Raw genomic sequence first — 26,665 nt, forward strand, 5'->3', positions numbered from 1 at the left:
GGGCTAATCGCCCTCTAGCTCGCTGCGTCGCTGCTCGAATTGGGCGCGCCGTTCGCGCTGTTCCAGACGCTTCTGGATGAGCCGATCGCGCTCAATGCGATCGCGCATCCGCTGCGGATAGCCGGTCTCCTCCGCGAAATACAGCGGAATCCCCACAGCCTGGGCCACCTTATCGATTCCCTTCGGCCCGCCGATGCGGCGACGCGTCCACTCCCCTTCGCTATCGACCAGCACCACGGACATCTCGTTAACGATTGTCTCGGGTTCCACGAAGCCTTCCACGCCGCGGCGTGCCCCCGCCCATTGCTGGAGGTAACTGAGGTCCTTGGGTCGGATAGTCTCCCCCGGTGCACGCGGTGGTCTGGTGGAGCTGTTTTTGTTCCGGCCGAAAAGATTAAACACGCTTAGCGATTCTAGTTCACGGACCCAGCGGTTCCCCAAAGGTGCGCGGGGCGTGAGGTGGCGTCAACAAAGAAGGGGTGAGGGGGCAGACAACGGTGGTGGGTCAAGGCGCGTAGACTTATGTAGTATTTCAACCAAATAACCACAGCTGATTTTCGTTTAGCTTGAGGAGCTTCAAACACCATGGCGTACTCCGTCGAAATGCCCGAACTGGGCGAGTCCGTAACCGAGGGCACCGTTACTCAGTGGCTGAAGAAGGTCGGAGACAAGGTCTCCGTTGACGAGCCGTTGCTTGAGGTATCGACCGACAAGGTTGATACGGAGATCCCTTCCCCCGCGAGTGGTGTGCTGCTGAAGATTATTGCCGAGGAAGACGACACCGTGGATGTCGGTGCCGTCATCGCGGAAATCGGCGAGGAGGGCGAGGAGCCTTCTGGTTCTGACGCCGACAGCTCCAGCGACGACGATTCCAGCGACGCTGCCGAGGAGTCCGGTGCTGAGAAGTCCGACTCCGACGACTCCGAGTCCGAGTCCTCTGACGACTCTGGCGCTGAATCCGGCTCTGGCTCCGGCGAGGCTGAGGACGTCACCATGCCGGAGCTCGGCGAGTCCGTCACCGAGGGCACCATCACCCAGTGGCTGAAGAAGGTCGGCGACAAGGTCGAGGTCGACGAGCCACTGCTGGAGGTCTCCACAGATAAGGTCGACACCGAGATCCCCTCCCCGGTCGCAGGCACCCTGGTAGAGATCCTGGCTAACGAAGACGACACTGTCGACGTCGGCGCAGTCATCGCTCGCATCGGCGACGAAAACGCTACTGCATTCAGCTCCAAGTCCGAGGACAAGAAGCAGGACGACAAGGCTGACGAAGCTAACAAGGCTGAGGAGAAGGCCGAGCCACAGGCCGAGGAGAAGAAGACTGACGAGGCTTCCGATAACTCTGGTTCCGCTTCCGGCGAGGCTGAGGACGTCACCATGCCGGAGCTCGGCGAGTCCGTCACCGAGGGCACCATCACCCAGTGGCTGAAGAAGGTCGGCGACAAGGTTGAGGTCGACGAGCCGCTGCTGGAGGTCTCCACCGATAAGGTCGACACCGAGATCCCCTCCCCGGTCGCAGGAACCCTGGTAGAGATCCTGGCCAACGAAGACGACACTGTCGACGTCGGTGCAGTCATCGCCCGCATCGGCGACGAAAACGCCAGTGCATCCAGCTCCAAGTCCGAGGACAAGAAGCAGGACGACAAGGCTGACGAAGCTAACGAGGCTGAGGAGAAGGCCGAGAACAAGAAGGCCGAGGACAAGGCCGAGCCACAGGCCGAGGAGAAGAAGGCAGAAGCTAAGCAGGCCGAGAAGAAGGCCGAAGCTAAGTCATCCAAGACGGATGCAAAGAAGTCGAAGCCTGCCGAGGGCAACCTCCCTTATGTCACTCCGCTGGTACGCAAGCTTGCTGAAAAGCATGGCGTCGATCTGTCTAGCGTCGAGGGAACCGGCGTCGGCGGCCGTATCCGCAAGCAGGACATCCTGGCAGCGGCGGAAGGCACCTCCGCATCTGGCTCCGCTGCATCTGATTCCTCTGCGAAGTCCGCTTCCCCAGCTGGTCCGCGAGCTTCCTCCTACAAGGTCGACCCGGCCAAGCAGGAGCTGCGTGGCACGACCAAGAAGGTCAGCCGTATCCGCGAGATCACCGCAAAGACCACCCTGGATTCCCTGCACGCAGCTGCTCAGCTGACGCAGGTTCACGAGGTCGACATGACTCACATCGCAGAACTGCGCAAGGCCAACAAGCAGGCCTTTGCAGATAAGCACGGTGTGAACCTGACCTACCTGCCGTTCTTCGCGAAGGCAGCGGTCGAGGCGCTGATCTCCCACCCGAATGTCAATGCTTCCTACAATGCAGAGACCAAGGAAATGACCTACCACGAGCGGGTGAACCTGGGCATTGCCGTGGATACGGAGGCTGGCCTGCTGAGCCCGGTTATCCACGATGCGCAGGATATGACCCTGCCGGAGCTGGCCAAGGCCATCGTGGACATTGCTGACCGCGCGCGCAACAAGAAGCTGAAGCCGAATGATCTGTCCGGCGGCACCTTCACCATCACCAATATCGGTTCTGAGGGAGCCCTGACAGATACTCCGATCCTGGTTCCGCCGCAGGCTGCCATGATCGGCACGGGTGCCATTGTGAAGCGTCCGGTTGTGCTGAGTGAGGATGACGGCGAGGCTATCGCCATCCGCCAGATGGTCTTCCTGCCGATGACCTACGATCACCAGGTGATTGACGGTGCCGATGCAGGCCGCTTCATGTCCACCCTGCGTGATCGCCTGGAGAACTCGGACTTCACCGAGGATCTGGAGCTCTAGGCTGTTAGCTGCTGCCCGCCATTAAGCGCCAGCTATCCTGGCAAAGCGTCGACCCCGCTTCCCGCGGGGTCGGCGTTCTGCATTGCGCGGCCTTTCCTGCCACTTCCCACCAGCCTCACCAGCCCCACCAACCTCACCAGCCTTGCCAGACAGACCCTCAGCCCGGTCACAGTAGGTGCCCGGACCCCCAAATGTCGTTAGATCGGGAATCTGTTAAAGACAACTATTCCCACTTATCCAAACGTGCAGGTCAGAGAGTTTCAGAATAATTGAATCCGGGTTCCCTTTTTGCAGAATCCCGATTCAACGACATTCGTCCGTTTCTCGGCCGCAAATGACGAGCACATGGTGACCTACAAGGTGCTTAACCACTCCGACAGTGATCACTCTCCGACAATGCCCACCCTCTGACAATGCTCACCCTCAGACAGCGCTCACCACCTGCGCCCTAACCTGCACCACCAGATCCAAGGCTCTTAACCGCTGGAGTACTATCGCCACCATGGGATTCCAGCAAGGCAGCATCCGCAAATCCAATGCAATCAGCAAATTCGGCGCAGGTAGTCCAGCCACCACACCCGCCGCAGGTACACCAGCCACCACACCTACCGCAGGCACACCAGCCACCACACCTGGCGCAGACACGCCAACCAGCGCCCCCGCCGCAGACATCGACATCCGCGACCTCGGCACCGTCGACTACGAATCCACCTGGCACCTCCAGGCGGATCTCGCCGCTCAGCGCGCCGAGGACAAAATCCCCGACACCATCCTTCTCCTCCAGCACCCGCCGACATACACCGCCGGCAAACGCACCCAAGATTCCGACCGCCCGACCAACGGCCTACCAGTCGTTGACGTCGACCGCGGAGGACGCATCACCTGGCACGGCCCCGGCCAGCTAGTCGCCTACCCCATCATCCAACTTGCCGACCCGGTGGACGTAGTCGACTACGTTCGCCGCCTCGAACAGGCGCTAATCCAAACCTGCGAAGACCTGGGCCTCCATGGCACGGGCCGCGTTGACGGACGTTCGGGCGTGTGGCTGCCTGCGGGCGTCATCAATAACGAGCTCAAGCCCGCACGAAAGATCGCCGCAATCGGCATCCGCGTCACCCGCGGCGTGACCATGCACGGTGTATCCCTGAACTGCGACAACACCATGGAGTACTACGACCACATTGTGCCCTGCGGACTGGCGGACGCGGGGGTCACGACCCTTACCGAAGAGTTGGGACGCAAGGTTAGTGTTTCTGACGCCCAGCCGCTGCTCGCCCGGCATCTCGTCGACGCGCTGAACGGCGACTTGCAGGTGGATTCCTAGGTACCCCCGGCGTAGGCTAGTCGCCATGAGTGTGACCGCAGATGGACGCCGGATGCTCCGCATCGAGGCGAAGAATGCCGAAACCCCCATCGAGTCGAAGCCTCGGTGGATCCGCACGACCGCCAAGGTCGGCCCGGAGTATCGGGACATTAAAAATCGCGTGAAGGGCGCTGGCCTACACACCGTGTGCCAGGAGGCTGGCTGCCCCAACATCAACGAGTGCTGGGAAGACCGCGAGGCGACATTCCTCATCGGTGGCGATACCTGCTCGCGACGCTGTGACTTCTGCCAGATTAAGTCTGGCCGCCCGTCCCCGCTGGATCGGGATGAACCGCGCCGCGTGGCGGAGAATGTGCGCGAGATGGGACTGCGTTACGCCACCATCACCGGCGTGACCCGCGATGACCTCGACGATGAGGGTGCATGGCTGTATGCCGAGGTCGTCAAGAAGATCCACGAGCTGAACCCCAACACGGGCGTGGAAAATCTGACGCCGGACTTCTCCAACCGCCCGGAACTGCTGAAGGTTGTTTTCGATTCTCAGCCGGAGGTGTTTGCACACAACCTGGAGACCGTCCCCCGTATCTTTAAGCGCATCCGCCCGGCCTTTAAGTACGACCGCTCCCTGGAAGTCATCCAGGCAGCACACGACTACGGTCTGGTGACGAAGTCCAACCTGATCCTCGGCATGGGCGAGAAGAAGGAGGAGGTGCGCGCGGCGATCAAGGATCTGGCCGATGCCGGCACGGATATTCTGACGATCACCCAGTACCTGCGCCCGTCTTCCATGCACCATCCGATCGAGCGCTGGGTTAAGCCGGAGGAGTTCATGGAGCATACCGATGCCGCTTACGAGTTGGGCATCAAGGCTGTCATGTCCGGCCCGTTGGTGCGTTCCTCCTACCGCGCTGGCCGCCTATACGCACAGGCCAAGCAGGCGCGTGGCGAGGCTATCCCAGAGAACCTGAAGCACCTGGAGGACACCCTGGATTCCACTACCTCCCAGGAAGCTTCTACTCTCTTGGAGCGCTACGGAGCTTCGGAAGATACGCCAGTTACCGCTTCGCGCCGCTAGGCCGGAGCCACAGTTCGCACTGAGGCTTCGTAGGCACTGAGGTCGGCGCCCACACCAGCGTCTGACCGAGGCAGCCAGTTAATCCACGGCGGGGCACTTTCGCCCCGCCTTTATTCATGCCTTATTGTTAAGTCCATGGCGAAGGATAAAAAGGACGTAAGAGTCAAGGAAGATAAGAAGGCTGCCAAGGCTGCAAAGAAGGAGCAGCGCAAGCAGACGCGCTCCCAGCTGTGGCAGGCCTTTAAGCTACAGAAGGGACGGGATAAGAAGCTTATCCCGTTCATGGTGTTGGCCTTCCTGATTCCCGTTGTGCTGATGCTGCTACTTAGCCTGGTGTTCGGCTGGTGGTGGCTGAACCTGATCGTAGGTATCTTCATCGGCGTCATCGCGGCAATGTGGACATTCTCCCGTCGTCTGCAGACCGGCGTGTACGACCAGATTGAGGGCGAAGCGGGAGCCGCTGCATGGGCTCTGACCAACATGCGTGATGGCGTAGGCATGAAGTGGATTACGGAGACCGGCGTGGCGTCGAACACCCATATGGACGCAGTGCACCGCGTGGTAGGCACCCCCGGCGTCGTGCTGGTTGGCGAGGGCTCCCCGCACCGACTGAAGCCGATGATGGCGCAGGAGCGGAAGAAGCTCGCCCGCATCCTCGGCAAAACCCCCATCTACGACGTCATCGTCGGCAATGAAGAGGGGCAGGTGCCGGTAAAGAAGCTGCAGAACCACCTGATGCGCATGCCGCGCAACATCAAGAAGAATGAGGTTGACGCCCTTAACTCCAAGGTTGAGTCGATCTCGCGACTAAGCAGCCCGAATAGCAACATGCCGAAGGGCCCCATGCCGAAGGGCGCAAAGATGTCCGGCATGAATCGCCGTGCCCGTCGCGCAGCGCAGCGCGGAAAGAAGTAACCCCTAGCGGGTGCGGATGACCGCGGTGCCGGTGGCGCGGTCATGCATGCCACGGCCATCGGTGTCTTGAATAATCGGGGGGAACAGGAAGACTGTCAGCAGCGCGCGGACTGCTGCGCGCCATAGGCCTACGCGCTGGTCGGGCTGATCAATGCGAGCCACACCGATGCCAAGGATGGCGTGCCCGGGTGACTGGGCGAACAGCCAGACGGTGAGGATGCGCCACACGATAAAGAAGATGATCGTGGCGGTAGCTGAATCGCCCAGCGCGGAAGTCATGGAGACGACAAACCACGCCAGGGCGTAGCAGGCCAGCCAGTCGATGGCCAGGGCACCGATGCGGGGGAACAAGGGGGAAAGAGAACCAGGTCCGTCCTTAGGGAGCCCGAGGCGGGCACCGGGGTATGGACTCAGTTCGGCGAGGTCTTCGTTTTCGCCTGGAACAAGGGGGCCTTCAAGCCAGCTACGCGATTCACTCATGATGGTTTAGAGCCTAGCGTCCCCCATGTTGGTGGCATAATTTTGTATATTTTTGCCTGAACCTTCGCCCAGTATGCGTAGGATCGATGGTGTTGCTTTTATATATTGTCGCAACAGTTTGAGATTCCCACTGCAAGGAACGGAAGAAAATACAGTGTCATTCAAGAGTGCAGAAGAAGTCGTCAAGTACATCAAGGACAACGACGTCGAGTTCGTGGACGTTCGCTTCACCGATGTGCCCGGTATCGAGCAGCACTTCACCATCCCTGCTTCGGAATTCGACGAGGATGCGATTGAGGAGGGCCTGGCCTTCGACGGTTCGTCCGTCCGTGGGTTCACGACCATTGAAGAGTCGGACATGAACCTGCTGCCAGATCTGCAGACTGCCCGGATCGATCCGTTCCGCAAGGCTAAGACGCTGAACGTGAAGTTCTTCGTCCACGATCCTTTTACCCGCGAGCCGTTCTCCCGCGACCCGCGTAACGTTGCCCGCAAGGCGGAGCAGTACCTGACCTCCACGGGCATTGCGGATACCTGCTTCTTCGGTGCAGAGGCCGAGTTCTACCTGTTCGACTCCGCTCGCTTCGAGACGGACACGAACCGTGCGTTCTACGAGCTGGACTCCGTTGAAGGTTGGTGGAACCGCGGTGCGGAGGTCAACCCGGACGGCACCCCGAACCTGGGCTACAAGACCCGTATGAAGGGCGGCTACTTCCCTGTTGCCCCGTACGACCACTACCAGGATCTCCGTGACGACATGTGCCGCAACCTGGCAAATGCCGACTTCAAGCTGGAGCGCGCCCACCACGAGGTTGGCACCGGTGGCCAGCAGGAGATCAACTACCAGTTCAACACCCTGCTCCACGCTGCGGATGATCTGCAGTCCTTCAAGTACATCATCAAGAACACCGCATGGCAGGCCGGCAAGTCCGCGACCTTCATGCCGAAGCCGCTGGCTGGCGACAACGGTTCGGGTATGCACGCCCACCAGTCGCTGTGGAAGGACGGCGAGCCGCTGTTCTACGATGAGTCCGGTTACGCCGGTCTGTCCGACATCGCTCGCTACTACATCGGCGGCATCCTGAAGCACGCTGGTGCGGTGCTGGCCTTCACCAACCCGACGCTGAACTCCTACCACCGTCTGGTTCCGGGCTTCGAGGCTCCGATTAACCTGGTTTACTCGCAGCGTAACCGCTCTGCTGCGGTCCGTATCCCGATCACCGGCTCCAATGCGAAGGCTAAGCGCATTGAGTTCCGCGCTCCGGACCCAAGTGGTAACCCGTACTTCGGCTTCGCCGCAATGATGCTGGCTGGCCTGGACGGCGTGAAGAACCGCATCGAGCCGCACGCTCCGGTGGATAAGGACCTCTACGAGCTGCCGCCGGAGGAAGCTAAGGATATCCCGCAGGCTCCGACCAGCCTGGAGGCTTCTCTGAAGGCTCTGGAGGAGGACAACGAGTTCCTGACCGAGGGCGGCGTATTCACCGACGATCTGATCGATACGTACATCTCCTACAAGTTCGACAATGAGATCGCACCTGTACGCCTGCGTCCGACCCCGCAGGAGTTCGAAATGTACTACGACTGCTAGTTGGCTGCTAGTCGTTTTTGCACCGACCGGTTGCCAGGCCGGTTGGTGCTCTGGCTTAGAGGCGAACTAAGGACTTTCGCCTAAGCCACCCCCGCCGAACAGCGAGCCCGTTCCATAAGTCAGCGCCAGCGCTGGTAGCTGCCAGGCTCGTTACCAAAATGGCCTCCCCCAACCCCAGCGTCACCTAACAAAAGATACCCTGACCTGCGTGAAGGTAGCCTTCCAATGCTTGTGGCGCCTCTCCAACCCGGCAATACTTGAGCCATGAGCACTTCAGTATCTTGTCCTTGTGATCGCTACTACGACGGCAGCTGCGTGGCCGTCGACGCGTGCGAGTGCCAGACCGTCACCATTGCGACGACTGAAGTGACCACCTCTGCCGCACGTGCCAAGCACACTGGACGCGCCGTGCAGGCCGAGCACGCCGCACATACAGAAACCCCCGAACAGAACGCGCACGCCACCGTGGACGACAACCACGGCGAAAGCCTCAACCGTCTGCGCGCGGCCGTCCTCGGCGCCAACGACGGTATCGTCTCCACCGCTGCTGTTCTCGTTGGTGTAGCCGGCGCCACCAGCAACCCGCAGACTATTGCCATGTCCGGCCTGGCAGCCGTCATCGGCGGTGCCGTCTCTATGGCCCTGGGCGAGTACGTCTCCGTTTCCTCGCAACGCGATTCCGAGCGCACCATGGGAATGAGCCAGCTCGTTAACCCATGGTCGGCAGGCATCGCCTCCTTCATTTCCTTCATCCTGGGCGCCGCATTACCTTTTGCTGCTGCCCTCTTCGCTCCCGTCGCCGTCATCTTCGGCGTGACCCTCGTGGCTCTGGCGCTCACCGGCGCCCTGTCGGCTCACCTAAGTAACGTGCCAAAGACCCGCGCAATACTGCGCATCGTGATTGGCGGAATGCTCGCCTTGGCGGTGACCTTCGCGGTCGGCAGCATCTTCGGGGCGGCAATATAGCCAAGCGGCTACTGCCCAACACACTATAAACTAAGCGCTATACGGCAACGTATAGCGCTATTTCGCCACACCACAACGAAAATTGACGAAATCGTCAAAATCTACAAAAATACCCAGGGTGTCTGATGAAATAGACCGCGCTTCCCACTCTCCAAGAAATCAGGTAAAGCCATGTCTTCCTATGCAGTAGAAGCCCAGGATCTCGAGCTTAAAGGCGATGAGGGCAAAGTATTCGGCCCCCTTAGCTTCGCCGTGCCCAGCCAGGGGCTAACCAATCTGCTCGGCAAGGGCGGCTCCGGCCGCACGGCTCTCGCCCTGGTTCTTTCGGGTCGCATGAAGCCCACGGGCGGCTCGCTGAGTGTTCTCGGCGAATCCAAGCCTCGCCCAATTCGCTCCCGCGTCGCCATCGCCGGCGTGGAGCAAATCGACCTATTAGAGCGTTCAGTTACTGTCCAGGACATCCTCACCGAGTCCCTGTCGTGGTCAAAGCACTGGTTCATGCCAATGGGTAAGGCCACCCAGGAAGATCTGGAGCGTATCTGCTCCCACGTCTACGGCGATCGTGACCTTCCCCCGCTGGATGCCTACATCTCCCAGTTGGACAATCTCGACAAGATCATGCTTCGCATCAGCTTGGCTTTATCGCCCGCTGATAACAAGCCCGTCGAACTGCTGATCATGGACGATATTGAGCAGGTACACGAAAACGATGACCGAGCAATTCTGCTACAGGTGCTCGAACGCCTGTCGGAAGATATTCCGGTGATCGTCAACTCCGCTAACCCAATTGTTGGCCCCGTTGCACCGAACAAGGTTATTGAAATTGACGCCAACGCTGGCCACACGCACCCGATTCATACCGGACTGTGCGAATACAGTGACCCGATGGATAGTGAACCGGCCTATAGCGGTTCCCAAGACAGTCCACATGACAATTCGGAACCCAATCCGGAAAACGATCCGGAATACGATCCAGAACTAGACGACCTCGACATCCCCGAAGACACCTCCACCCACATCGCAGAGCCAAAGGAGAACCGTTAATGCTCGCCGGATTCAAACTCAACAGCGAAATCCGCAGCTTCAAGCGCAACCGGTTGACGCGAATTGCACTCGTGATCCTGGTACTCATGCCGCTGCTGTACTCCGCCCTGTACCTCTGGGCGTTTTGGAACCCTTTTGGGCACCTCAACTCGCTTCCCGTCGCCCTGGTCAACAGTGATAAGGGCGCGAATGTGAAGGGCGAGCAGCTCCGCGCCGGCGATAAGGTGATCGAGGGCTTAAAGGAAAACGATCAGATCAGTTGGATCGAAACCGACGCCGAGGATGCCCGTAAGGGCGTGGAATCCGGCGAATACTATTTCTCGCTTGAGCTACCGGAGAACTTCTCCGAAGCCGTGGCCTCCCCCACCTCTGAAACCCCGGAGAAAGCCAACCTCATCAGCACGTACAACGACGCCAATGGCTATCTGTCCACCATGATCGGCCAGAACGTCATGCGTGAGGTCATCAGTGTCGTTGGCGACAAGATCAGCACCGAGGCCGTGGACAAGGTCCTGGTCGGCGTGGTCGATGCCGGCAGCGGTATGCAAAAGGCTGCTCTCGGAGCAGGTAAACTCGCCGACGGCACCGCTGAACTGAAGGACGGCTCCAGCAAACTCGACGACGGCGCGAACAAACTCTCCGACGGCATCTCCAAGGCCAAGGATGGCTCCGGCAAGTTGCGCAAGGGCGCGACTGAACTCGACGATGGTATTTCCAAGCTGCACGACGGTGCCGGCAAACTCTCTGACGGCACGGGCGAGCTGGCCACGAAGGTAAACGCTGCGGCAAACAAGCTCAACGGTCAAAGTGGAAAGCTAAATCAGCTGGAAACTGGCGTCGATAAGCTCGGCGACGGTGCAAGCCAGGTGAACGACGGCGTACAGAAGCTACGCAACAAGCTCGGCACCGTCACGAAGGTGCAAAGCGACCAAGCAACAAACCTGCGCAATATCTCCCGCGACCTGCGAGCCACCGGTCTGCCCTCCGCCATCAATGCGGCAAATGAACTGGACAAGGCAGCTAACTCTTTGGATACCCAGGGGCTGGGGCCGAAGTCTCAAAACGCGGCCGACCTCAAACGTCTGGCCGATGGCTCGGCGCAGCTGTCCTACCAGCTGAATGACCCGAATGCCCCACTGCGCAAGGGTGTCGGCGAGCTTTCCGGCCTGCCGGCACAGTTCAAGCAGCTGCAAGACGGCGTAAACAAGATCGACGATGGCGCGCAGACCCTGAACACCAAGCTCGGCGATGCCTCGGACGGCGCTGGCAAGTTGAAGGATGGCATCATCCAACTCGACGACGGCAACACCAAGCTAAAGGATGGTGCCGACCAGCTCACCGACGCAACCTCCAAGGCCAAGGATGGCACCGTCAAGCTCAATAATGGCGCCACCGAGCTGCGTGACAAGCTCTCCGATGGTGCCAAGCAGGTGCCGAAGTGGAACGAGGGGCAGCGCCTCGCCACCGCATCCACCATCGGCGGACCTGTGCAGATGCAGTCCGACAACGATTCCGGCACCAACACCTTCGGCGCCGGTATGGCACCGTTCTTCTTCAGTATGGCGCTCTTCATCGGCGGCATCATGGTGTACGTCATGATTAAGCCACTGCAGGCTCGCACGGTGAACTCCGGCGTGCACTCGTGGCGCGCGGCACTCTCCGGCTTCCTGCCAACCGGCATTATCGCCGTCCTGCAGGCCTGTGTAGTCGTGGCGGTAACTATCTGGGGCGTGGGTATGGATACCGCCAACATCCCAGGGCTATTCCTCTTCGCCGCACTCGTGGCGCTCGTGTGGATGCTGATGAACCAGGCCTTTATCGCCTTCCTGGGCCCCGGGCCAGGCAGAGTGGCGGCACTGGCGGTGCTAATGCTGCAAATCGTTGCCTCGGGTGGCCTCTACCCCATCGAGACCCAGAACAAGTTCTTCCAATTCCTGCACCCATTCGATCCGATGACATACACAGTCAACGGCTTCAGGCAGCTGATCTACGGCTTCTACGATGAACGCCTACCGATCGCAGTCGGAGTGCTGATACTGGTCGGACTCGGCGCCTTCCTGGTCACCACGCTATCGGCGCGCAGCCAGCAAACGTGGACCATGAAGCGACTGCATCCAGTACTGAACGCCTAAGGTTCGCTGGGCCGAGGGGGCGTCACTACCCTTTCGGCACCCTCCACTCCCAACAACAAAGAAGGGTCGATCTCGTGACCCTCGCGCAGGGTGGAGATGGAACCATTGGACTCCAGCACCATGCAAGCGACTTCGCTCATATCCCGCACCCCAGCCTTGCGCAACGCAGTAGCGATTGCATTGTCGGTAATGTGCTGACGCTTGAGTGTCTCCTCGACCAACTCGCCGTGAGCGACCAACACCGTCGGGGGCGGGTTAATTGTGCGACGCAACCCCACAACGTCCTGCACCACCCCGAAGATGGCCTCCATGCCCATGAGGGTAAGAAGGCCAATGACGCCCGCAGCTAATGACGGCGGGTGCCCCAGCACGGCACGGCCCGCTACAGCGCCGAACATAAAAATAACGACGGCATCGAAGCCCCCTAGCGGGCTCAAAATGCGCTGGCCAAAGAGCCTCACCGCAATGAGGAAAGTGAAGTAGATGCCGATTGCGGCGACCATCACAATCGGAATACGCCACAGTTCGATGCCGAGTTGTTCCTTCAGCACCGGCCCCCATCCCTGTGGCGGGGCGAGATCCGCAGAACTGATTGCAGCCGTCACATATGCGTCACAAATCTCGCCCAACATGGATATTTAGCCTACTGGTCGATCTCGTCTTTCACCTCGTCGGTGATGGTCTTGTGCAGCGTTTTATCGTCGATATTGGATTCGCCAACCAGCTTGCGCATCTCCTGGCGATCCTTTTCCGTGTAGTCGCTATCCTTATGCTCGCGCGCGTGGGCGAGCTCGTGGATACGGTCGCGGCGCTTAGCCTCCACGAAAATGCGACGGCGGGAGCGCACCCACCACGCGATCATGATGACGATCATCACAATGCCGATGTAGCCGATCACCGGGTAGACGTACGTCATCAAGGTGTCGAAGCCTACGAAGCTGATGCCATAGCCAATCAGCGTCACCACAACGAACACCGGACGGAAAGACTTGTCCGTGCTGGCGGTTAGGCGCTTACCCAGGGCATAAAACATGCCGATCGCCGTGTTGAAGATCATGAAGAAGATGATGATTGCCATGATCACGCCCAAGGTCGGGTGGACCTGATTCATCAATTCCAACATCGGCACATCGCTGCCGGACACCTTCTCAATGTTGAGGTACAGCGTGATAGCCGCGATGATCAGCATTACCGTGTACAGCGCGCCACCCATCAGGCCACCGATACCGGCCTCCTTCGGCGAGGCATAGTTACCGCCGATCACCAGGGACATCGATACACCCAGCAGTAGAGCCAGACCGTTGTAGTTCACGGCAGATAGGAACCACGGGGAAACCGGCGAATCTTCCGCCATAGCAGCTTCGCTCAGGTGGGAAGTATCGGCGGGCATGTGCATCATCGTGTAAACGAAGGCGAACACGACAGCCACGATGATCAGCGGAGTGAGCGCTCCGATCACCTGGCTAACCTTCTCCACATCCAGCATTCCGGCTGCTAGCACCACGCCGGTCATGATCAGCGCACCCGCCCAGGCTGGCAGGCCAAATTGCTGTTCCAGGTTGGAGCCCGCACCGGCGAGCATCACGAAACCAACGGCGAAAAGGGTCAGCGTTACAGAGATATCGAGGAACCGCGACACAATCGGATGCGCTACATTGCGGAACACCATCCGGTGCTCGTCGGCCAGGAAATAACTGCCGACCTGCAGGATCACACTGCCCGCGATAGTCATGACGATGCCGGCGAGCACGGCACCCCAGATTCCGTTCATTCCGAAGGAAACGAAGTACTGGATGACTTCTTGGCCAGTAGCGAAACCCGCGCCGACGGTTAGTCCGACGAAGGCCATAGCGATGGAGAATGTTCTCTTCACGCTTCAGGAACCCCTTTACGAAGATAGTTGTATTTTTAGTCCGAGAGTCGACCTTACTCCGCGGCCGCCTCTCGGGCACCTTTACAATGTGCGAATCACACGCGCCGCCGCCGCTTTAGCCTCCCCCACGTAGCCACCACCGAAAACTGCCGCATGGAGCCATAGAAGGTGCTGTTGATGCAGGTCAACACTTCGTGAACCTGTACCCCAACCAGGCTCTTCTGCACCCAGCACGCCCTGTTCACTTGCCACCTCAAAGTACGCGCCCTCGATGCAGCTTAAGTGCGGTGCACCGAATAGCCGTAGCGCCGCCAGATCAGCACGCGGATGCCCACCATGCGCGCTCGGGTCGATAAGGATTCCTCCTGTCCTATTTGTTGACGCCACCTTCCCCCACAACACATTCCCCGCCCACAGATCGCCGTGGATGCGGGCCGGAGGTGTGCCGTCATCCAACTGCCCGGCGCGCAAACTTTCTAGTAGCTGCGTGATCTCTGCTGGAGCATTGTCGAAGACTCGCTCGATCAGCGGTGCCAGGCACACGTTGGCATAAAACTCGCCCCAGTTTTCGTAAGGCTTGAGGGGAAGCTCCAAGAGGTTGTCGTTGGGGCCTTGGAATCCTGACTCTCCCGTCGGCGAGAAACCGAAGTGTGGCGCGGCCGCGGCGTGGGTTAACGCCAGCTTTCTTCCAAAATCTTCGGCCATGGCGCATGTGGGCGTCATCGAAGAAACACGATCAATCCCCAGACCGCGTTCATTGTGTTCGTGAACAGTGACGACGGGCACTCCGCTCGGAGCGTCGGCGAGCCAACGCAGGCCCGCGACTTCCCAGGCGCCAGGACGGCCGGGGTTGTCCTTCCAATAGATGTCAGAAGTAGCCATGCCTCCAGTGTTACAGGTTTGGCAGGACCAGGTAGCGGAGCTGCTACGCATCTGAGGCTCCTGAATCATCGACCTAGTATGGGTGGTGGAGGACGTCGCACCGGTAGGAGCTGGACGGTCAGCTCAACATCACCGGTGGGGCAATTCGGAAGGAGAATCATGAAGATTGTCGATAACGGACCAGAAGCCAACGTCTTTGACATTGAAACTGCCACCCGAGAAAACACCAACTACCGAACCACCGCATGGACGGGTAAGTACCTGCAGGTAACCCTCATGTCTATCGCTCCCGGCGATTCGATCGGCCTGGAGGTGCACCACGATACCGACCAGTTCCTGCGCCTAGATGCGGGAGTTGGCAAGTGCATCATGGGCCCCGACAAGGACAACATGACCATCCAGCAAGAGGTCTCCGACGGCTGGGCCGTACAGGTTCCGGCGGGCGTATGGCACGACATCATCAACACTGGTGAAGAGCCGATGCAGGTGTACGCCATCTACGCACCGAGCCACCACGCCAAGGGCATCGTTCAGGAAACGGCCGAGCAGGCAGAGCAGGACGAGGAATCCGGCAAGGACGTGCCACCGGAGTGGACGGTTCAGCCTTCCAACCAGCAGGCTGACGAGCACGCATAAAACTCGCTTGAGTTCTTTAATGTGGCGCTTCTTCTTGGGGAGGCGCCACATTTTCTTTGCACCGCGCATGTTCCCCGCTTGCTTCCCCACCCCCGCGAAGTTCCCTGAGCGCCCGGTATGTCGCACGCCGCAATGGCAGTAAGTTAGCATGTGAAACTAAACAGCGTTCAAGAGCGATACGCCACCATAACTCGCACGAGAACTAGAGGAGACCGACGATGACGACCACTGAAGCTACCAAGGCCACCGATACCCCCGAGATTCTAAAGCTCGCGCGCACGAAGGTGCTGGAAAATGGCGAGCCCCTGAACTACGAGGAAACCCTGCAGGTTCTGCAGCTCGGCGATGAGCACCTGGACGAGCTGCTAGACCTCGCCCACCAAGTGCGTCTGAAGTGGTGTGGTGATGCCGTGGAGATGGAGGGCATTATTTCCCTGCAGACTGGTGGCTGCCCCGAGGATTGCCACTTCTGCGCACAGTCGGGACTATTCGAATCTCCAGTGCGTTCCATCCAGTTGGACATTGCCCAGCTGATCGAGGCCGCAAAGCAGACCGCCAAGACCGGCGCCACTGAGTTCTGCATCGTCGCCGCCGTTAAGGGGCCTGACGAGGATCTGATGAACCAAATGGCTAAGGCTATCGCCGCCATCCAGGCAGAGGTGGACATCAACATCGCCGCCTCCATCGGCATCCTCACCCAGGAGCAGGTTGACCGCCTCAAGGAACTCGGTGTGCACCGCTACAACCACAACTTGGAGACCTGCAAGAGCTACTTCCCGGAAGTTGTTACGACCCACACGTGGGAGGAGCGCACCTCCACCCTGGAGATGGTGCGCGACGCAGGTATGGAAGTGTGCTGCGGCGGCATCGTCGGCATGGGCGAGACGGTCGAGCAGCGTGCAGAGTTCGCCATCGACCTGCAGAACCTCGATCCCACCGAAGTTCCGCTGAACTTCTTCGACCCGCGCCCGGGCACCCCCTTCGCCGATATCGAACCAATGCCCGTCAATGATGCGCTGCGCACCATCGGCGCCTTCCGTCTGGCGCTACCCCGCCAGCTTCTGCGTTTCGCCGGTGGTCGCGAGCTGACTCTGGGCGACCTGGGCGCAGAAAAGGGTCTACTCGGCGGCATTAATGCTGTTATTGTGGGCAACTACCTGACCACGCTGGGCCGCCCCGCTGAGCGCGACGTGGACATGCTCGGCAAGCTGCAGCTGCCGATCAAGGCTCTGAACGCAACGCTGTAGGCTCACCGCAATGTCCTCTAGTACTCCCCTCAGCGAACTCACCGCTCTCTATGTTCTCGGCGGTACTCCGCTGTATGACGCCCATACGGGCCAACCCCTCGATTCTTCTGATAAGTCTTTGCGCGTCGGCCGCGGGGCACTTGCACAGGCGAGTCGTGGGGCGGTGGCGGGTTTGGAACCGCCGCGCTTCTGCCCACTGTGTGGCCGCCGCATGAAGGTTCAGGTGAACCCGATGGGATGGACCGCAGAGTGTTCCCGGCATGGCGAGATGGATTCCGCACTGGTCATGGACGTTTAACGCGAACCCGACAGATTCTGCAGCGCGTTATCAACCTCACCGCAATGGGAGACCGCAGCCCACAGTGCAAGAAAATGATTGTGCTAAACCGTAAGCGCTCCAGCGGTTCGGGCAACTCGAGCAACTCCGGCAGCACCCCTACGCCAGGTACGATCTACCTCAACATCAATCGCCAAGGCTTATTGTGGTGGCCGACGTGGGCAGTAGTCACAGAAGTCGTGCCGGAGAAAGTCTTCGAGTTCAAGATCCCCCTCAACCGCTCGCGTTGGCGTTTCGAACTAGAGACTTCCGCCGACGGAACCGCCACGCTCACAGAGAAGCGGATCGTGGCAGGAGGGAAGACCTCACTGGTGTCGCGAGCGTTGGTGGCTGCATTTCTCGGTGGGGAGGAAAAATTCGAAGCTGGCCTTGCTCAAGGAATTCAGCAGACCATCCGTGCCATTGCTATGGAAGCAGAAGAGTCTTAGGTACAGTTCACTTCTGTGCATGATCAGCAAAACCTATCCTCCGCCCACTGGACTCGATCCCGAATCATCGGCGCGTGGGCGTTGGTGCAGGCGATTCTGATCAGCGTTTTGGTCTTCTGGCCTTTCGCCAAGGGCGATCCGCTGTATTACTTCCGTAATTCAGTACATGAGCCCACGAAACCACTCCACGGAGCGGTGCCACTCACTGAGTATCCGGATGCGGGATTATGGCCGGTACGCGCCATCGTGTGGCTGTGCGGCGACCACACCCACACATTCCTCGTCGTTTTTTCGGGCTTCTTGATCCTGCTCAGCACCGCATTCTTCTTCTATCTGCTGAATCAAAGCCATCGGGCGGCGTTATTCTGGACGGCTTTTTGCGCGGCTACAGGCCCCATTGCGTATTCCCGTCTGGATCTCATCCCTGGCCTCTTGGTGGCTATCGCTGCTGCTGCATTGTTCAATCACCCCAAGGTAGCCTCCGCACTATTGGGATTTGCGGCGATGTCGAAACTCTGGCCTGCTGCCCTTGCTGCCGGGCTCGTGGATAAGTGGAATCGCTCCACCACGTGGGCCCGTCTGGCCACGTTCGCCGGCACCATGGTGGTTGTCGGCCTGGTCACAGTACTGACGTCTGGTTGGGATCGTCTGGTCTCCCCACTCACTTACCAGGACGTCCGCGGCTTGCAGATCGAGTCGGTCCTCGCCACTCCCCTCATCCTCGCTGCTGTCTTTGCACCCGGCCAATGGCATATCGCGAAAGCCCCGTCGAAGAGCTTTGAGATTTTCGGCCCCGGCGTGGATCAAATGCTCACACTGAGTAGCATCCTTATGCTCGCCACAATGCTGTTCGGCCTGGGGTGGGCCTTGTGGCGCTTTATTTATGACGGCTGGTCCCCGCGAAGCACCAGCGCGTTCCTCCTGACGATGGTGCTACTCCTGATCGTCTCCAACAAGGTGTTCTCGCCACAGTACGTGGTGTGGTTCGGCCCCGTGCTGGCCGTGATGATCGCCAAGTTGCCGGCAGCTGCCCCTTCCGAGCAGGGCACCTCGGCACCACTATCCCGGTCAATGGTGTTCGGTAAGCACGAGATTCTCGGCTACCTGCCAGGCCTTAGCGTGCTCGCGGCAGCACTGACGATGGTGGTTTTCCCCTTCACCTATAACCTCCTTTTCGAAGGTCCACACTGGTTCGCAGCACTTGTGCTCACGGCACGGAACATCCTTATGGTCGTCATTACTTTCTCGACGCTGCGCCTCGCCATCCGCGAAGGGTTTAAGGACCTTCCGACAACGGAGGCGGTGGGCGTCCTCAAGAACAACCCCCTGAGAAACAGCCCTAAGAATGGCGCCGAACGTTTCGATCACGTGAAAGCCACATTCCGCAGAAGCCAAACGCCCACACAGTAGCCACGGCAATCCAGGCCACACCGAAGTCGCCCCACGTGTAATGCCCATCCGGAGCCCGCAGGTTGAGCAGCACGCCAACTGCCTGGGCGCCGATCATGCCCGCGATCCAGCCACCCATATTCGCCAAGCCGGTGCCGGTGGCGACGAAGCGGCGGTCCACTTTCTCGCGCACAGAATCAAAGCCCAGGTTCGCGACGGGGCCGGTGAAACCCATGATGATGTTAATCAGGCACGCAGCCCACAACACACCGGTGGGAGCAGCGGTAAAGAACCACAACCAGCCCAACCATCCGGTAACAGAAAAGAGCATCACGACCTGCATGCGGTGGTTGTAGAAGCGTGCAGAAAGCAGACCCACAATCGGCCCCACCATCACCGAGGCCAAGGTGCCAAGGGATAGTGCCAATCCAGCCTTATCCGCGGTCAGCCCCAGGCCAAGAGTCATGATCGGAAGCCCCCAGAGCAGGGTGAACACCACCAGCGCACCCAGACCCGTCCAGTGAACAAAGAAGCCGTGCCAGCACACGCGGTTGGTCAGCACATTAGCCAGGATCGTTTTAACGGACATCCGCTGCGTGGCCGCAGAGGGCTGCGTCGGGGCAGGCTTCGCAGTCTCCGGCGCATCTTTCACCAAAACCCCCGCTGCCAAGGCCACCAGCGCCCCCACTGCTCCAAGGCTGACGAACCCTACCTGCCAGCTTGTTGCGTGCAGCAAGCTCAAAAACGGCACCGCCGAGAGAAATTGGCCGAACTGCCCCACCGCGCCCGTCAGCTGACCCAACAGCGGGGCATGACGCAGTGGAATCCACGCGGGGATCAGGCGCATGACGGATAGGAAGGCCGTCGCATCGCCTGCACCGATGAGCATGCGGGCGCCGATCGCCACGGGGTAGCTGGAGGTGAAAGCCAGAGTCACCTGGCCTAGCGCCATCACGAAAGCACCGGCAACCATCAGCTTGCGCGGGCCAAAGCGATCCACCAGCAACCCCACCGGGATCTGGGCAAACGCGTACACGGCCAGCTGCAGTGTTGTGAACACGGCCAGCTGCGCGGCATTGATGTGGAAGCGGTCGATTGCGTCCACACTGGCCACGCCAAAGGAAGTGCGTCCCGTGACCGCCAGGGTGTAGCACAGCACCCCAGCTCCCCATACCAGCAGCGCGCGGCTGCTGAGTTTCTCTTTGTCTGTCACCGTCACGCGTCCTACGCTACTCGGTCGATATATGGATAAACTTATTCACTATGAGCTTTACCCGCCCTTTTACTAATCGCCGCCGAACTGTAGCCGCCGTTGTAGCTCTACTCGTCGTCATCGCACTGATTGTTTGGGCTGTTTTAGCTCTTTCGGGTGATGACACCCCCTCGGCCTCCAACGGTGCTAGCTCCAGTGAGGAGACTGGCAGCTCTGCATCTTCGAGCGCGGAGAAGCCCAACGACAAGAAGAAAGATAAAGACGGCAAGGATCACAAGGACGGGGACAAAGACAAGAAGAAGGATCCCTCACTTGTCCCGGGGCCACTCGGACAGAATGGTTCCTTCACCATGGACGGTCCCGCACCGGTGAATGGGGCGACATATGCCTCGATGCCCTATGCCCTACCGCTCAACCCAGCTGGCCCGCAGAACACGATGGTGCGCTGGGTAGATGGCTGGGGAGTCTCCCCGAACAATGCGGAAAAGGGCACAATGTATGTGCTGGGGCACGCCTGGGGCGCTGCTCCGTTGGTGTTTAACCCGCTGAGCGAAGCCGTGACTGCGGATGTGAACCTCAATGCTCCCCCGAAGAATGTCACCGGAACCGACGGTAAACCGGTGAAACGCTACTCCTCCGATATGCTTAATGGCGCCCGCATCACCATGCGCGATGGCGCGAACCACGGGCACACGTGGAAAGTCACCCGCAGCTGGCTGGTGGATAAGAACGAGGCGATCGTCGATCCGGACATCATGGACGACAAGCGACCAGGCCGCATTGTTTTGATCGCCTGCTCCGTTTCTGGTTCCAGCGACCTGGGCTACAACGTCATCGTCGAGGGGCAGCTGGACTAGCCACCGTAGTCAATGCCGACATCCTCACCCCAGAAGATCCGGTCGACCACGCGGTGTGCTTTGCGGGTCTTCTTAAGGTAGTCGTCAAGGAACTCCTGTGCCTGCTCTGGCTGCCAATGGGCCGCCGCCGCAACGTGACGAAGTTGGTCTCCGTGACTAGGCAACTGATCCTTGCGCTTACCCTTGACCAGCACAATTGCGTTGCGGGCGATGGTGGCGGTGATCCAGGAATCACGCAAGATTTCCGCATCGGCCTCGGCGATAAACTCACCGCTGGCCAGCTCGCGCAGCGTTTCTAGGGTGGAGGTGTTGCGCAGGTTCTGAGCATCATCGCCGTGCTGCATGGTAAGCAGCTGGACAGTCCACTCCACGTCGGTCAGCGCACCGCGGCCTAGCTTGGTGTGAGTTTTGCGGTCTGCACCCCGCGGCAAGCGTTCTGAATCCACGCGCGCCTTCATACGGCGAACCTCTTGCACGACCTTGTCGTCCACACCTCCCGGCGGATAGCGGAAGTCGTCGATCATGCGCAGGAACTCAATGCCCAGGTCTTTATCGCCGGCGATCCAGGTGGCACGCAACAGGGCTTGCATCTCCCACGTCTCGCCCCACTGTTCGTAGTAGCGGCGGTAGGAATCCAGCGTGCGCACGACCGGCCCGTTGCGTCCCTCGGGGCGCAGGTCAATGTCCACGTCCAATGGCGGATCCTGGCTGGGTCTGCCCAGGCGAGTTCGCACCGTGTCGCAAATATGAGTGGCCCACTTCAGCGCCTCTGATTCGTCGGCGCCTTCTACAGGCTGGGCGACGAACATCACGTCGGCGTCGGAACCATAGCCCAGCTCCGCGCCACCCAACCGTCCCATGCCAATAACGGTGATGCGGGCAGGCGCATTGGCTACGTTCTCGTCCTCCCAATAGCGAATCTCAGCGCGCAAAGCCGCTTCGAGTACCGCGTCCCACACCCAAGACAGGGAGACGCACACCTGCTCGACATCCATGAAGCCCAATAGATCGGCCGCTGCAATGCGGGCGAGCTCTGCTCGGCGGAGCGAACGCGCGACGGAGATGGCCTTGTCCGGGTGGCGATGTCTGCCTGCGGCGGCCACCAGGGAATGGGTAACAACCTGATGAGCCTGCTCCAGGAACTTCGGCCCGGTAGCGCCGTCGGAAAGCAGTTTCACCGAATCGACAGAGTTCAGGAACAGCTCCGAGGCATAGGGAGACGTGCCCAGGATGTGCATGAGGCGTTTGCCCACGATGTTTTCGTCGCGCAGCAGGCGCAAGAACCAGCTGTACTCATGCGCAGCCTCCGACATTTTGCGATAGTTCAGCAGGCCGGCATCCGGATCAACGGTTTTGCCGAGCCATTCCAGCAACGTGGGCAGGATGATGGCCTGGAGCTTTGCCTTGCGGCTCTTCCCCGCTGCTAGCGCACTCAAGTGCTCAAATGCACGATCCGGGTACGCATATCCCAAGGCGGCAAGCTGGCGCTTGGCGGCCTCCGGAGACAGGCGAATCGTATCTGCCTCCATCGCCGCCACCGAGGTAAGCAATGGGCGGTAGAACAGTTTCGAATGCAGGTGGCTGACCTGCAGGTTAACGCGCTTGACGTCCGCGGATAGCTGCTCGTCCATCGACCTGGTGCCCTCCGGTCGGCAGCCGGCTGTGCGGCCCAGCCATACACGTGCGCGGATGTCCTCCTTGGGCGGCAGGGTGTGGGTGCGCTTAAGACGCTGCAATTGCAGGCGGTGCTCAAGCAGGCGCATAAACGCATAGTCTTCCTGCAGGCTCTGGCAATCTGCCCGGCCGATATAGCCGCCCGCGGCCAGAGCATTCAATGCGGAGACGGTGGAGCGGGTACGCAAAGATTCGTCGGTGCGCCCGTGCACCATCTGCAGCAGTTGGACGGCGAACTCAATGTCACGCAAGCCGCCCGGCCCCAACTTCAACTCGCGGGCGCGGATATCATCCGGAATATTCTCAATTACGCGGCGGCGCATTGCCTGCACATCCGTCACGAAGTCCTCGCGCTCGGTAGCAGACCACACCTTGCTGGCCAGCGCATCGACGTACTCCTGCCCCAATGCCAGATCGCCCGTCATCGGGCGGGCCTTGAGCTGCGCCTGGAACTCCCAAGTCTCGGCCCAACGGTTGTAGTAGTTCACATGTGATTCCAGGGTGCGCACCAGCGCACCGCTCTTGCCCTCCGGGCGCAGTGCCGCATCCACCTCAAAGAACACGCGAGTGCCGATGTTGATGAACTCCCCTGCCCAGCGCGTGGCCTTCGGGTCTGCGGGCTCGGCAACAAAGATGACGTCCACGTCCGAGATGTAGTTCAACTCCTGCGCACCGCATTTGCCCATGGCTAGTACGGCAAGCCGGGCAGGTTCCTCGTCGGCGTCATAAACCTGCGCACAAGCCACTGCCAGCGCGGCGGTCAGGGCAGCGTCCGCAGCATCCGACAGACGTCGAGAGACCAGCTCGAAGCTGACTGGTTTGCATGGCTTCTGTCCGCGCTGAACAAAAGTGCCCGCCACATCCACAGCAGCGATGCGGGCCAGGATTGTGCGATAGGCAAGGCGCATGGCGTCGTCGGCCTGCGAACCGGTAACGGCAGCGCGGAACACCCGTTCACCCGCGCCCTCAACGCGCGTCGCCTCGACGCTGTCCAGCATCAGCTGCATCATCTCTTGAGAGGTGGGCATGCCCGATTCCAGCTGCTTCCACTCCTGCGGATGGGCGACAATGTGATCACCCAACATCGACGATGCACCGAAAAGCCCCAATAGCCGCACGGCGAAGGTGCGGGACTCGGCAATTCGATCCAGCAGCTCAGATGCCTCATCACCCAGTGCGTTCACCAGGCGGATCAGGTTATTCAGCGCCAGATCCGGGTCCCCCGTCGCCGCGAGAATCCACATCTGTTCGGCGTGTTTGGCGTCTACCCATCCCAGCTGTTGAAGGTCCTCCTGAGCCTTCGGGTGGGTAAGGCCCAAGTTGCGGGCGGTGGGCACGGAGGAACGCGAACTGCGGGGACGGGTCATGAGGTACGGGTGCTCCTGGGATCTAAGTGAAGGTGGGGCGTGAGGGCGTCACGAAAAAGGACCTAGAACGGCAGATTATTTCGCAGCTCCCACGGCGTGATCTGTGCTTGGTACTCGTACCACTCACGCCACTTGTTGCGTAGGAAGAACTCAAAGACGTGCTCGCCGAGGGCATCGGCGACCAGCTCGGAGCGCTCCATCTCTCGCAATGCGCTGTTTAGGTCGGAGGGCAGATCCTTGTAACCGGCGGCAATCCGCTCGCGGCGGGTCATCAGGGAAACGTCCTCCTCCGCTGGGGCAGGCAACTCGTAGTCATCCTTAATGCCCTTCAGGCCAGCTGCCAACAACACTGAATAAGCCAAGTACGGGTTGCAGGCGCTATCCGGCGAGCGCACCTCCACGCGACGGGATGCCGCTTTGTGCTGCGTGTACATCGGCAGGCGAACCATCGCTGAACGGTTCGACGCACCCCATGCCGCCGCGCGCGGAGCCTCATCGCCAGACGTAATGCGCTTGTACGAGTTCACCCATTGGTTGGTGACCGCAGAAATCTCCGGGGCATGCTCCAAGATGCCCGCGATGAAGGACTTCGCAGTTCTGGAAAGGCGCAACTCGTCATCCGGGTCGTGGAACGCATTGTTATCGCCCTCGAACAAGGACATGTGAGTGTGCATGGCCGAACCGGCGTGCTCCTGGAACGGCTTCGGCATGAACGTCGCAGCCACTCCATTGCGACGGGCGACCTGCTTGATCAGGTAGCGGAACGTCATTACGTTATCGGCCATTGTCAGCGCATCGGCGTAGCGCAGGTCGATCTCCTGCTGCCCCGGCGCGTTCTCGTGATGGGAAAACTCCACGGAGATTCCCATGTGCTCCAATGCGCTGATCGCATGGGCGCGGAAAGCCGGAGCATCGTCGGTGACGGCCTGGTCGAAGTAACCACCACTATCCGTCGGCACTGGCGGGTAGCCCTTCGTCTCCAGCTCCTTGACCAGGAAGAACTCGATCTCCGGGTGGACATAGCAGCTGAATCCCTGGTCCGCGGCAGCCTTGATTTGTCGGCGCAGCACCTGGCGCGGGTCTGCCCACGACGGCGTGCCATCCGGCATCGCAATATCGCAGAACATGCGTGCCGATAGCTCCCCGGTGTCGGATTTAAACGGCAGAATTTGGAACGTCGACGGGTCCGGCTGCGCAATAGTGTCAGACTCCGCAATACGGGAAAAGCCCTCGATCGCCGAACCGTCGAAGCCAATGCCCTCCTCAAAAGCTCCTTCTAGCTCTGCTGGCACCACTGCCACGGATTTCAGATACCCCTGGATATCTGTAAACCAAAGGCGAACAAAGCGGATGTCGCGTTCTTCCAGCGTGCGCAGAACATATTCCTGTTGGCGATTCATAGCCTCCATTGTAGAAGTTTCGCCCTGCCTGCTGTGCCACTCTGGCAATCGCTTCACCCAGGCACATTGGCAGGCCCCGTGCTGAGGCCGCTTCGTTGGGGAGGCCGAGGTGGCGTCACTATAGTGAACAGCATGACTGCAACATCTGGAACATCGGCCTCGACCCCCAACGGCTACCTGGTGCCCACCAAGAAGGTGCGCATCGCGGATCTGAAGGCGCGCAAGGGCTCCGGCGAGCCGTTCGCGATGCTGACGGCCTACGACTATTCCACCGCCGTGGCCTTTGCGGAGGCGGGCGTGGAGATCATGCTGGTCGGCGATTCTGCCGCGAATGTCGTCTTTGGCTATGACGCGACCCAGCGGATCAGTATGGATGAGATGGTGTACTTGGTCGCTGCCGTTGTGCGCGGCGCTGGTAATGCGGCTGTGGTTGCTGACCTGCCCTTCGGTACGTATGAGGCTTCGGACGAGCAGGCCGTGAAGGCTGCTTCCGAGATGCTGCACCGCACGGGCGCGCACGCCGTGAAGATCGAGGGTGGGGTGCGGATGGCGGATCGTATTCGCGCCATTACCGACGCCGGTATCTCCGTGTGTGCACACATCGGATTTACTCCGCAGTCGGTGAACCAGCTGGGCGGCTTCAAGGTGCAGGGCCGCGGTGCTGGCGCCGAGCAGTTGCTGGCTGATGCGCGTGCCGTGCAGGAAGCCGGTGCCGACATGGTTGTTCTGGAGATGGTGCCCGCGGACGTGGCTGCTTCGGTGACTAAGGAGCTGACCATACCGACGATTGGCATTGGCGCAGGTCCGGACTGCGATGGGCAGGTTCTGGTGTGGCACGACATGGCTGCATTCCCGGCTGGAGGTCACCGTCCGCGCTTCGCTAAGCAGTGGGCTTCGGTGGGGGCGGATCTGACCGCCGCTGCGGCGGCCTACAAGCGCGAGGTCGCTGAGGGGACGTTCCCGGCGGAGGAGCACTGCTTCTAGCTGTCATTTTGCCGACAGCCCTCGCCCTCACAGCCCCTTTCCCACACCCCATCAAAGACTAAATGTCGCTGAATCGGGATTCTGCTGC

At 60.1% G+C, this 26,665-nt stretch carries 23 protein-coding genes; 15 read left to right on the forward strand and 8 right to left on the reverse strand.

The features are described from left to right. Positions 1-3: 3 nt before the first annotated feature. Entirely contained in the window at positions 4-402 is a 399-nt protein-coding gene (locus ACUY2T_RS01555; RefSeq protein ID WP_293791766.1) for an oxidoreductase, read from the reverse strand. A 183-nt stretch (positions 403-585) separates the two neighbouring features. Between ACUY2T_RS01555 and sucB the strand changes: the two genes are divergently transcribed. The 4 genes from sucB to ACUY2T_RS01575 all read left to right on the forward strand — a co-directional run bounded on the left by sucB (position 586) and on the right by ACUY2T_RS01575 (position 6,077). Beyond that, positions 586-2,763, forward strand: a complete 2,178-nt coding sequence (gene sucB / locus ACUY2T_RS01560; protein WP_448307185.1) for a 2-oxoglutarate dehydrogenase, E2 component, dihydrolipoamide succinyltransferase — start codon at positions 586-588, stop codon at positions 2,761-2,763. Between the two features lie 502 nt (positions 2,764-3,265). Then, the gene (gene lipB, locus ACUY2T_RS01565; protein ID WP_448307187.1) at positions 3,266-4,087 is read left to right on the forward strand and encodes a lipoyl(octanoyl) transferase LipB; all 822 of its coding nucleotides are present in this window, start codon (positions 3,266-3,268) and stop codon (positions 4,085-4,087) included. A gap of 25 nt (positions 4,088-4,112) precedes the next feature. After that, positions 4,113-5,162, forward strand: coding sequence for a lipoyl synthase (gene lipA / locus ACUY2T_RS01570; RefSeq protein ID WP_448307189.1), 1,050 nt, complete (start codon positions 4,113-4,115; stop codon positions 5,160-5,162). Positions 5,163-5,297: 135 nt separating this feature from the next. Further along, a complete protein-coding gene (locus ACUY2T_RS01575) occupies positions 5,298-6,077 on the forward strand; it encodes a DUF4191 domain-containing protein (RefSeq protein ID WP_287862450.1) in 780 nt (259 codons plus the stop codon). Between the two features lie 3 nt (positions 6,078-6,080). Here ACUY2T_RS01575 and ACUY2T_RS01580 read toward each other — a convergent pair whose 3' ends face one another. Then, the gene (locus ACUY2T_RS01580; protein ID WP_287862448.1) at positions 6,081-6,557 is read right to left on the reverse strand and encodes an RDD family protein; all 477 of its coding nucleotides are present in this window, start codon (positions 6,555-6,557) and stop codon (positions 6,081-6,083) included. A 154-nt stretch (positions 6,558-6,711) separates the two neighbouring features. On the opposite strand from ACUY2T_RS01580, the gene glnA reads away from it, so the two are divergent. The 4 genes from glnA (at position 6,712) to ACUY2T_RS01600 (ending at position 12,290) form a co-directional block, all read left to right on the forward strand. Next, positions 6,712-8,148: a type I glutamate--ammonia ligase gene (gene glnA, locus ACUY2T_RS01585; RefSeq protein ID WP_293791769.1), complete on the forward strand. Its 1,437-nt coding sequence runs from the start codon at positions 6,712-6,714 to the stop codon at positions 8,146-8,148. 465 nt (positions 8,149-8,613) lie between these two features. Further along, positions 8,614-9,114: a VIT1/CCC1 transporter family protein gene (locus ACUY2T_RS01590; RefSeq protein WP_448307472.1), complete on the forward strand. Its 501-nt coding sequence runs from the start codon at positions 8,614-8,616 to the stop codon at positions 9,112-9,114. Between the two features lie 171 nt (positions 9,115-9,285). Continuing rightward, positions 9,286-10,158 (forward strand): ATP-binding cassette domain-containing protein, encoded by an 873-nt coding sequence (locus ACUY2T_RS01595; RefSeq protein ID WP_293791775.1) that lies wholly within the window; start codon positions 9,286-9,288, stop codon positions 10,156-10,158. Then, a complete protein-coding gene (locus ACUY2T_RS01600; protein ID WP_448307192.1) occupies positions 10,158-12,290 on the forward strand; it encodes a YhgE/Pip family protein in 2,133 nt (710 codons plus the stop codon). Before ACUY2T_RS01595 ends, ACUY2T_RS01600 begins: the two co-directional genes overlap by 1 nt. On the opposite strand, the gene ACUY2T_RS01605 is transcribed toward ACUY2T_RS01600, so the two are convergent. The 3 genes from ACUY2T_RS01605 to ACUY2T_RS01615 form a co-directional block, all read right to left on the reverse strand. After that, positions 12,287-12,922 carry a DUF421 domain-containing protein gene (locus ACUY2T_RS01605; RefSeq protein ID WP_293791778.1) on the reverse strand — a complete coding sequence of 212 codons (636 nt, stop codon included), beginning with the start codon at positions 12,920-12,922 and terminating at the stop codon, positions 12,287-12,289. The two genes, ACUY2T_RS01600 and ACUY2T_RS01605, sit on opposite strands and share 4 nt — an antisense overlap. Positions 12,923-12,933: 11 nt before the next feature. Continuing rightward, positions 12,934-14,163: a YkvI family membrane protein gene (locus ACUY2T_RS01610; protein WP_448307194.1), complete on the reverse strand. Its 1,230-nt coding sequence runs from the start codon at positions 14,161-14,163 to the stop codon at positions 12,934-12,936. 81 nt (positions 14,164-14,244) lie between these two features. Beyond that, positions 14,245-15,045: a fructosamine kinase family protein gene (locus ACUY2T_RS01615; protein WP_448307196.1), complete on the reverse strand. Its 801-nt coding sequence runs from the start codon at positions 15,043-15,045 to the stop codon at positions 14,245-14,247. Between the two features lie 159 nt (positions 15,046-15,204). Here ACUY2T_RS01615 and ACUY2T_RS01620 point away from each other — a divergent pair, with 159 nt between their 5' ends. The 5 genes from ACUY2T_RS01620 (at position 15,205) to ACUY2T_RS01640 (ending at position 19,103) form a co-directional block, all read left to right on the forward strand. Further along, positions 15,205-15,681: a cupin domain-containing protein gene (locus ACUY2T_RS01620; RefSeq protein WP_448307198.1), complete on the forward strand. Its 477-nt coding sequence runs from the start codon at positions 15,205-15,207 to the stop codon at positions 15,679-15,681. Between the two features lie 218 nt (positions 15,682-15,899). Next, a complete protein-coding gene (gene bioB, locus ACUY2T_RS01625; protein WP_448307200.1) occupies positions 15,900-16,928 on the forward strand; it encodes a biotin synthase BioB in 1,029 nt (342 codons plus the stop codon). Between the two features lie 10 nt (positions 16,929-16,938). After that, positions 16,939-17,226: a biotin synthase auxiliary protein BsaP gene (gene bsaP / locus ACUY2T_RS01630; protein ID WP_448307202.1), complete on the forward strand. Its 288-nt coding sequence runs from the start codon at positions 16,939-16,941 to the stop codon at positions 17,224-17,226. 74 nt (positions 17,227-17,300) lie between these two features. Continuing rightward, on the forward strand, positions 17,301-17,693 hold the full coding sequence (locus ACUY2T_RS01635; RefSeq protein ID WP_448307204.1) for an SRPBCC family protein: 393 nt from the start codon (positions 17,301-17,303) through the stop codon (positions 17,691-17,693). A 15-nt stretch (positions 17,694-17,708) separates the two neighbouring features. Further along, positions 17,709-19,103, forward strand: a complete 1,395-nt coding sequence (locus tag ACUY2T_RS01640) for a hypothetical protein (RefSeq protein WP_448307205.1) — start codon at positions 17,709-17,711, stop codon at positions 19,101-19,103. Here the strand turns inward: ACUY2T_RS01640 and ACUY2T_RS01645 are convergent. Continuing rightward, entirely contained in the window at positions 19,033-20,301 is a 1,269-nt protein-coding gene (locus ACUY2T_RS01645) for an MFS transporter (protein WP_448307206.1), read from the reverse strand. The two genes, ACUY2T_RS01640 and ACUY2T_RS01645, sit on opposite strands and share 71 nt — an antisense overlap. Positions 20,302-20,345: 44 nt before the next feature. On the opposite strand from ACUY2T_RS01645, the gene ACUY2T_RS01650 reads away from it, so the two are divergent. Beyond that, positions 20,346-21,152: a sortase gene (locus tag ACUY2T_RS01650; RefSeq protein ID WP_448307207.1), complete on the forward strand. Its 807-nt coding sequence runs from the start codon at positions 20,346-20,348 to the stop codon at positions 21,150-21,152. Here ACUY2T_RS01650 and ACUY2T_RS01655 read toward each other — a convergent pair. Together ACUY2T_RS01655 and ACUY2T_RS01660 are read right to left on the reverse strand one after the other, a co-directional pair. After that, positions 21,149-24,193, reverse strand: a complete 3,045-nt coding sequence (locus tag ACUY2T_RS01655; protein ID WP_448307208.1) for a bifunctional [glutamine synthetase] adenylyltransferase/[glutamine synthetase]-adenylyl-L-tyrosine phosphorylase — start codon at positions 24,191-24,193, stop codon at positions 21,149-21,151. The two genes, ACUY2T_RS01650 and ACUY2T_RS01655, sit on opposite strands and share 4 nt — an antisense overlap. 62 nt (positions 24,194-24,255) lie before the next feature. Beyond that, positions 24,256-25,593, reverse strand: a complete 1,338-nt coding sequence (locus ACUY2T_RS01660; protein WP_448307210.1) for a glutamine synthetase family protein — start codon at positions 25,591-25,593, stop codon at positions 24,256-24,258. A 132-nt stretch (positions 25,594-25,725) separates the two neighbouring features. Between ACUY2T_RS01660 and panB the strand changes: the two genes are divergently transcribed. Continuing rightward, positions 25,726-26,577, forward strand: coding sequence for a 3-methyl-2-oxobutanoate hydroxymethyltransferase (gene panB, locus ACUY2T_RS01665; RefSeq protein WP_448307212.1), 852 nt, complete (start codon positions 25,726-25,728; stop codon positions 26,575-26,577). Positions 26,578-26,665 lie beyond the last annotated feature (88 nt).

This window comes from Corynebacterium sp. 22-2729, from assembly GCF_053479475.1.

Coding starts and splice junctions, on each gene's coding strand:
- sucB (WP_448307185.1), top strand. CDS start 586: ATGGCGTACTCCGTCGAAATGCCCGAACTGGGCGAGTCCGTAACCGAG.
- lipB (WP_448307187.1), top strand. CDS start 3,266: ATGGGATTCCAGCAAGGCAGCATCCGCAAATCCAATGCAATCAGCAAA.
- lipA (WP_448307189.1), top strand. CDS start 4,113: ATGAGTGTGACCGCAGATGGACGCCGGATGCTCCGCATCGAGGCGAAG.
- ACUY2T_RS01575 (WP_287862450.1), top strand. CDS start 5,298: ATGGCGAAGGATAAAAAGGACGTAAGAGTCAAGGAAGATAAGAAGGCT.
- ACUY2T_RS01580 (WP_287862448.1), bottom strand. CDS start 6,557: ATGAGTGAATCGCGTAGCTGGCTTGAAGGCCCCCTTGTTCCAGGCGAA.
- ACUY2T_RS01595 (WP_293791775.1), top strand. CDS start 9,286: ATGTCTTCCTATGCAGTAGAAGCCCAGGATCTCGAGCTTAAAGGCGAT.
- ACUY2T_RS01600 (WP_448307192.1), top strand. CDS start 10,158: ATGCTCGCCGGATTCAAACTCAACAGCGAAATCCGCAGCTTCAAGCGC.
- ACUY2T_RS01605 (WP_293791778.1), bottom strand. CDS start 12,922: ATGTTGGGCGAGATTTGTGACGCATATGTGACGGCTGCAATCAGTTCT.
- ACUY2T_RS01615 (WP_448307196.1), bottom strand. CDS start 15,045: ATGGCTACTTCTGACATCTATTGGAAGGACAACCCCGGCCGTCCTGGC.
- ACUY2T_RS01620 (WP_448307198.1), top strand. CDS start 15,205: ATGAAGATTGTCGATAACGGACCAGAAGCCAACGTCTTTGACATTGAA.
- bioB (WP_448307200.1), top strand. CDS start 15,900: ATGACGACCACTGAAGCTACCAAGGCCACCGATACCCCCGAGATTCTA.
- bsaP (WP_448307202.1), top strand. CDS start 16,939: ATGTCCTCTAGTACTCCCCTCAGCGAACTCACCGCTCTCTATGTTCTC.
- ACUY2T_RS01635 (WP_448307204.1), top strand. CDS start 17,301: ATGATTGTGCTAAACCGTAAGCGCTCCAGCGGTTCGGGCAACTCGAGC.
- ACUY2T_RS01650 (WP_448307207.1), top strand. CDS start 20,346: ATGAGCTTTACCCGCCCTTTTACTAATCGCCGCCGAACTGTAGCCGCC.
- ACUY2T_RS01655 (WP_448307208.1), bottom strand. CDS start 24,193: ATGACCCGTCCCCGCAGTTCGCGTTCCTCCGTGCCCACCGCCCGCAAC.
- ACUY2T_RS01660 (WP_448307210.1), bottom strand. CDS start 25,593: ATGAATCGCCAACAGGAATATGTTCTGCGCACGCTGGAAGAACGCGAC.
- panB (WP_448307212.1), top strand. CDS start 25,726: ATGACTGCAACATCTGGAACATCGGCCTCGACCCCCAACGGCTACCTG.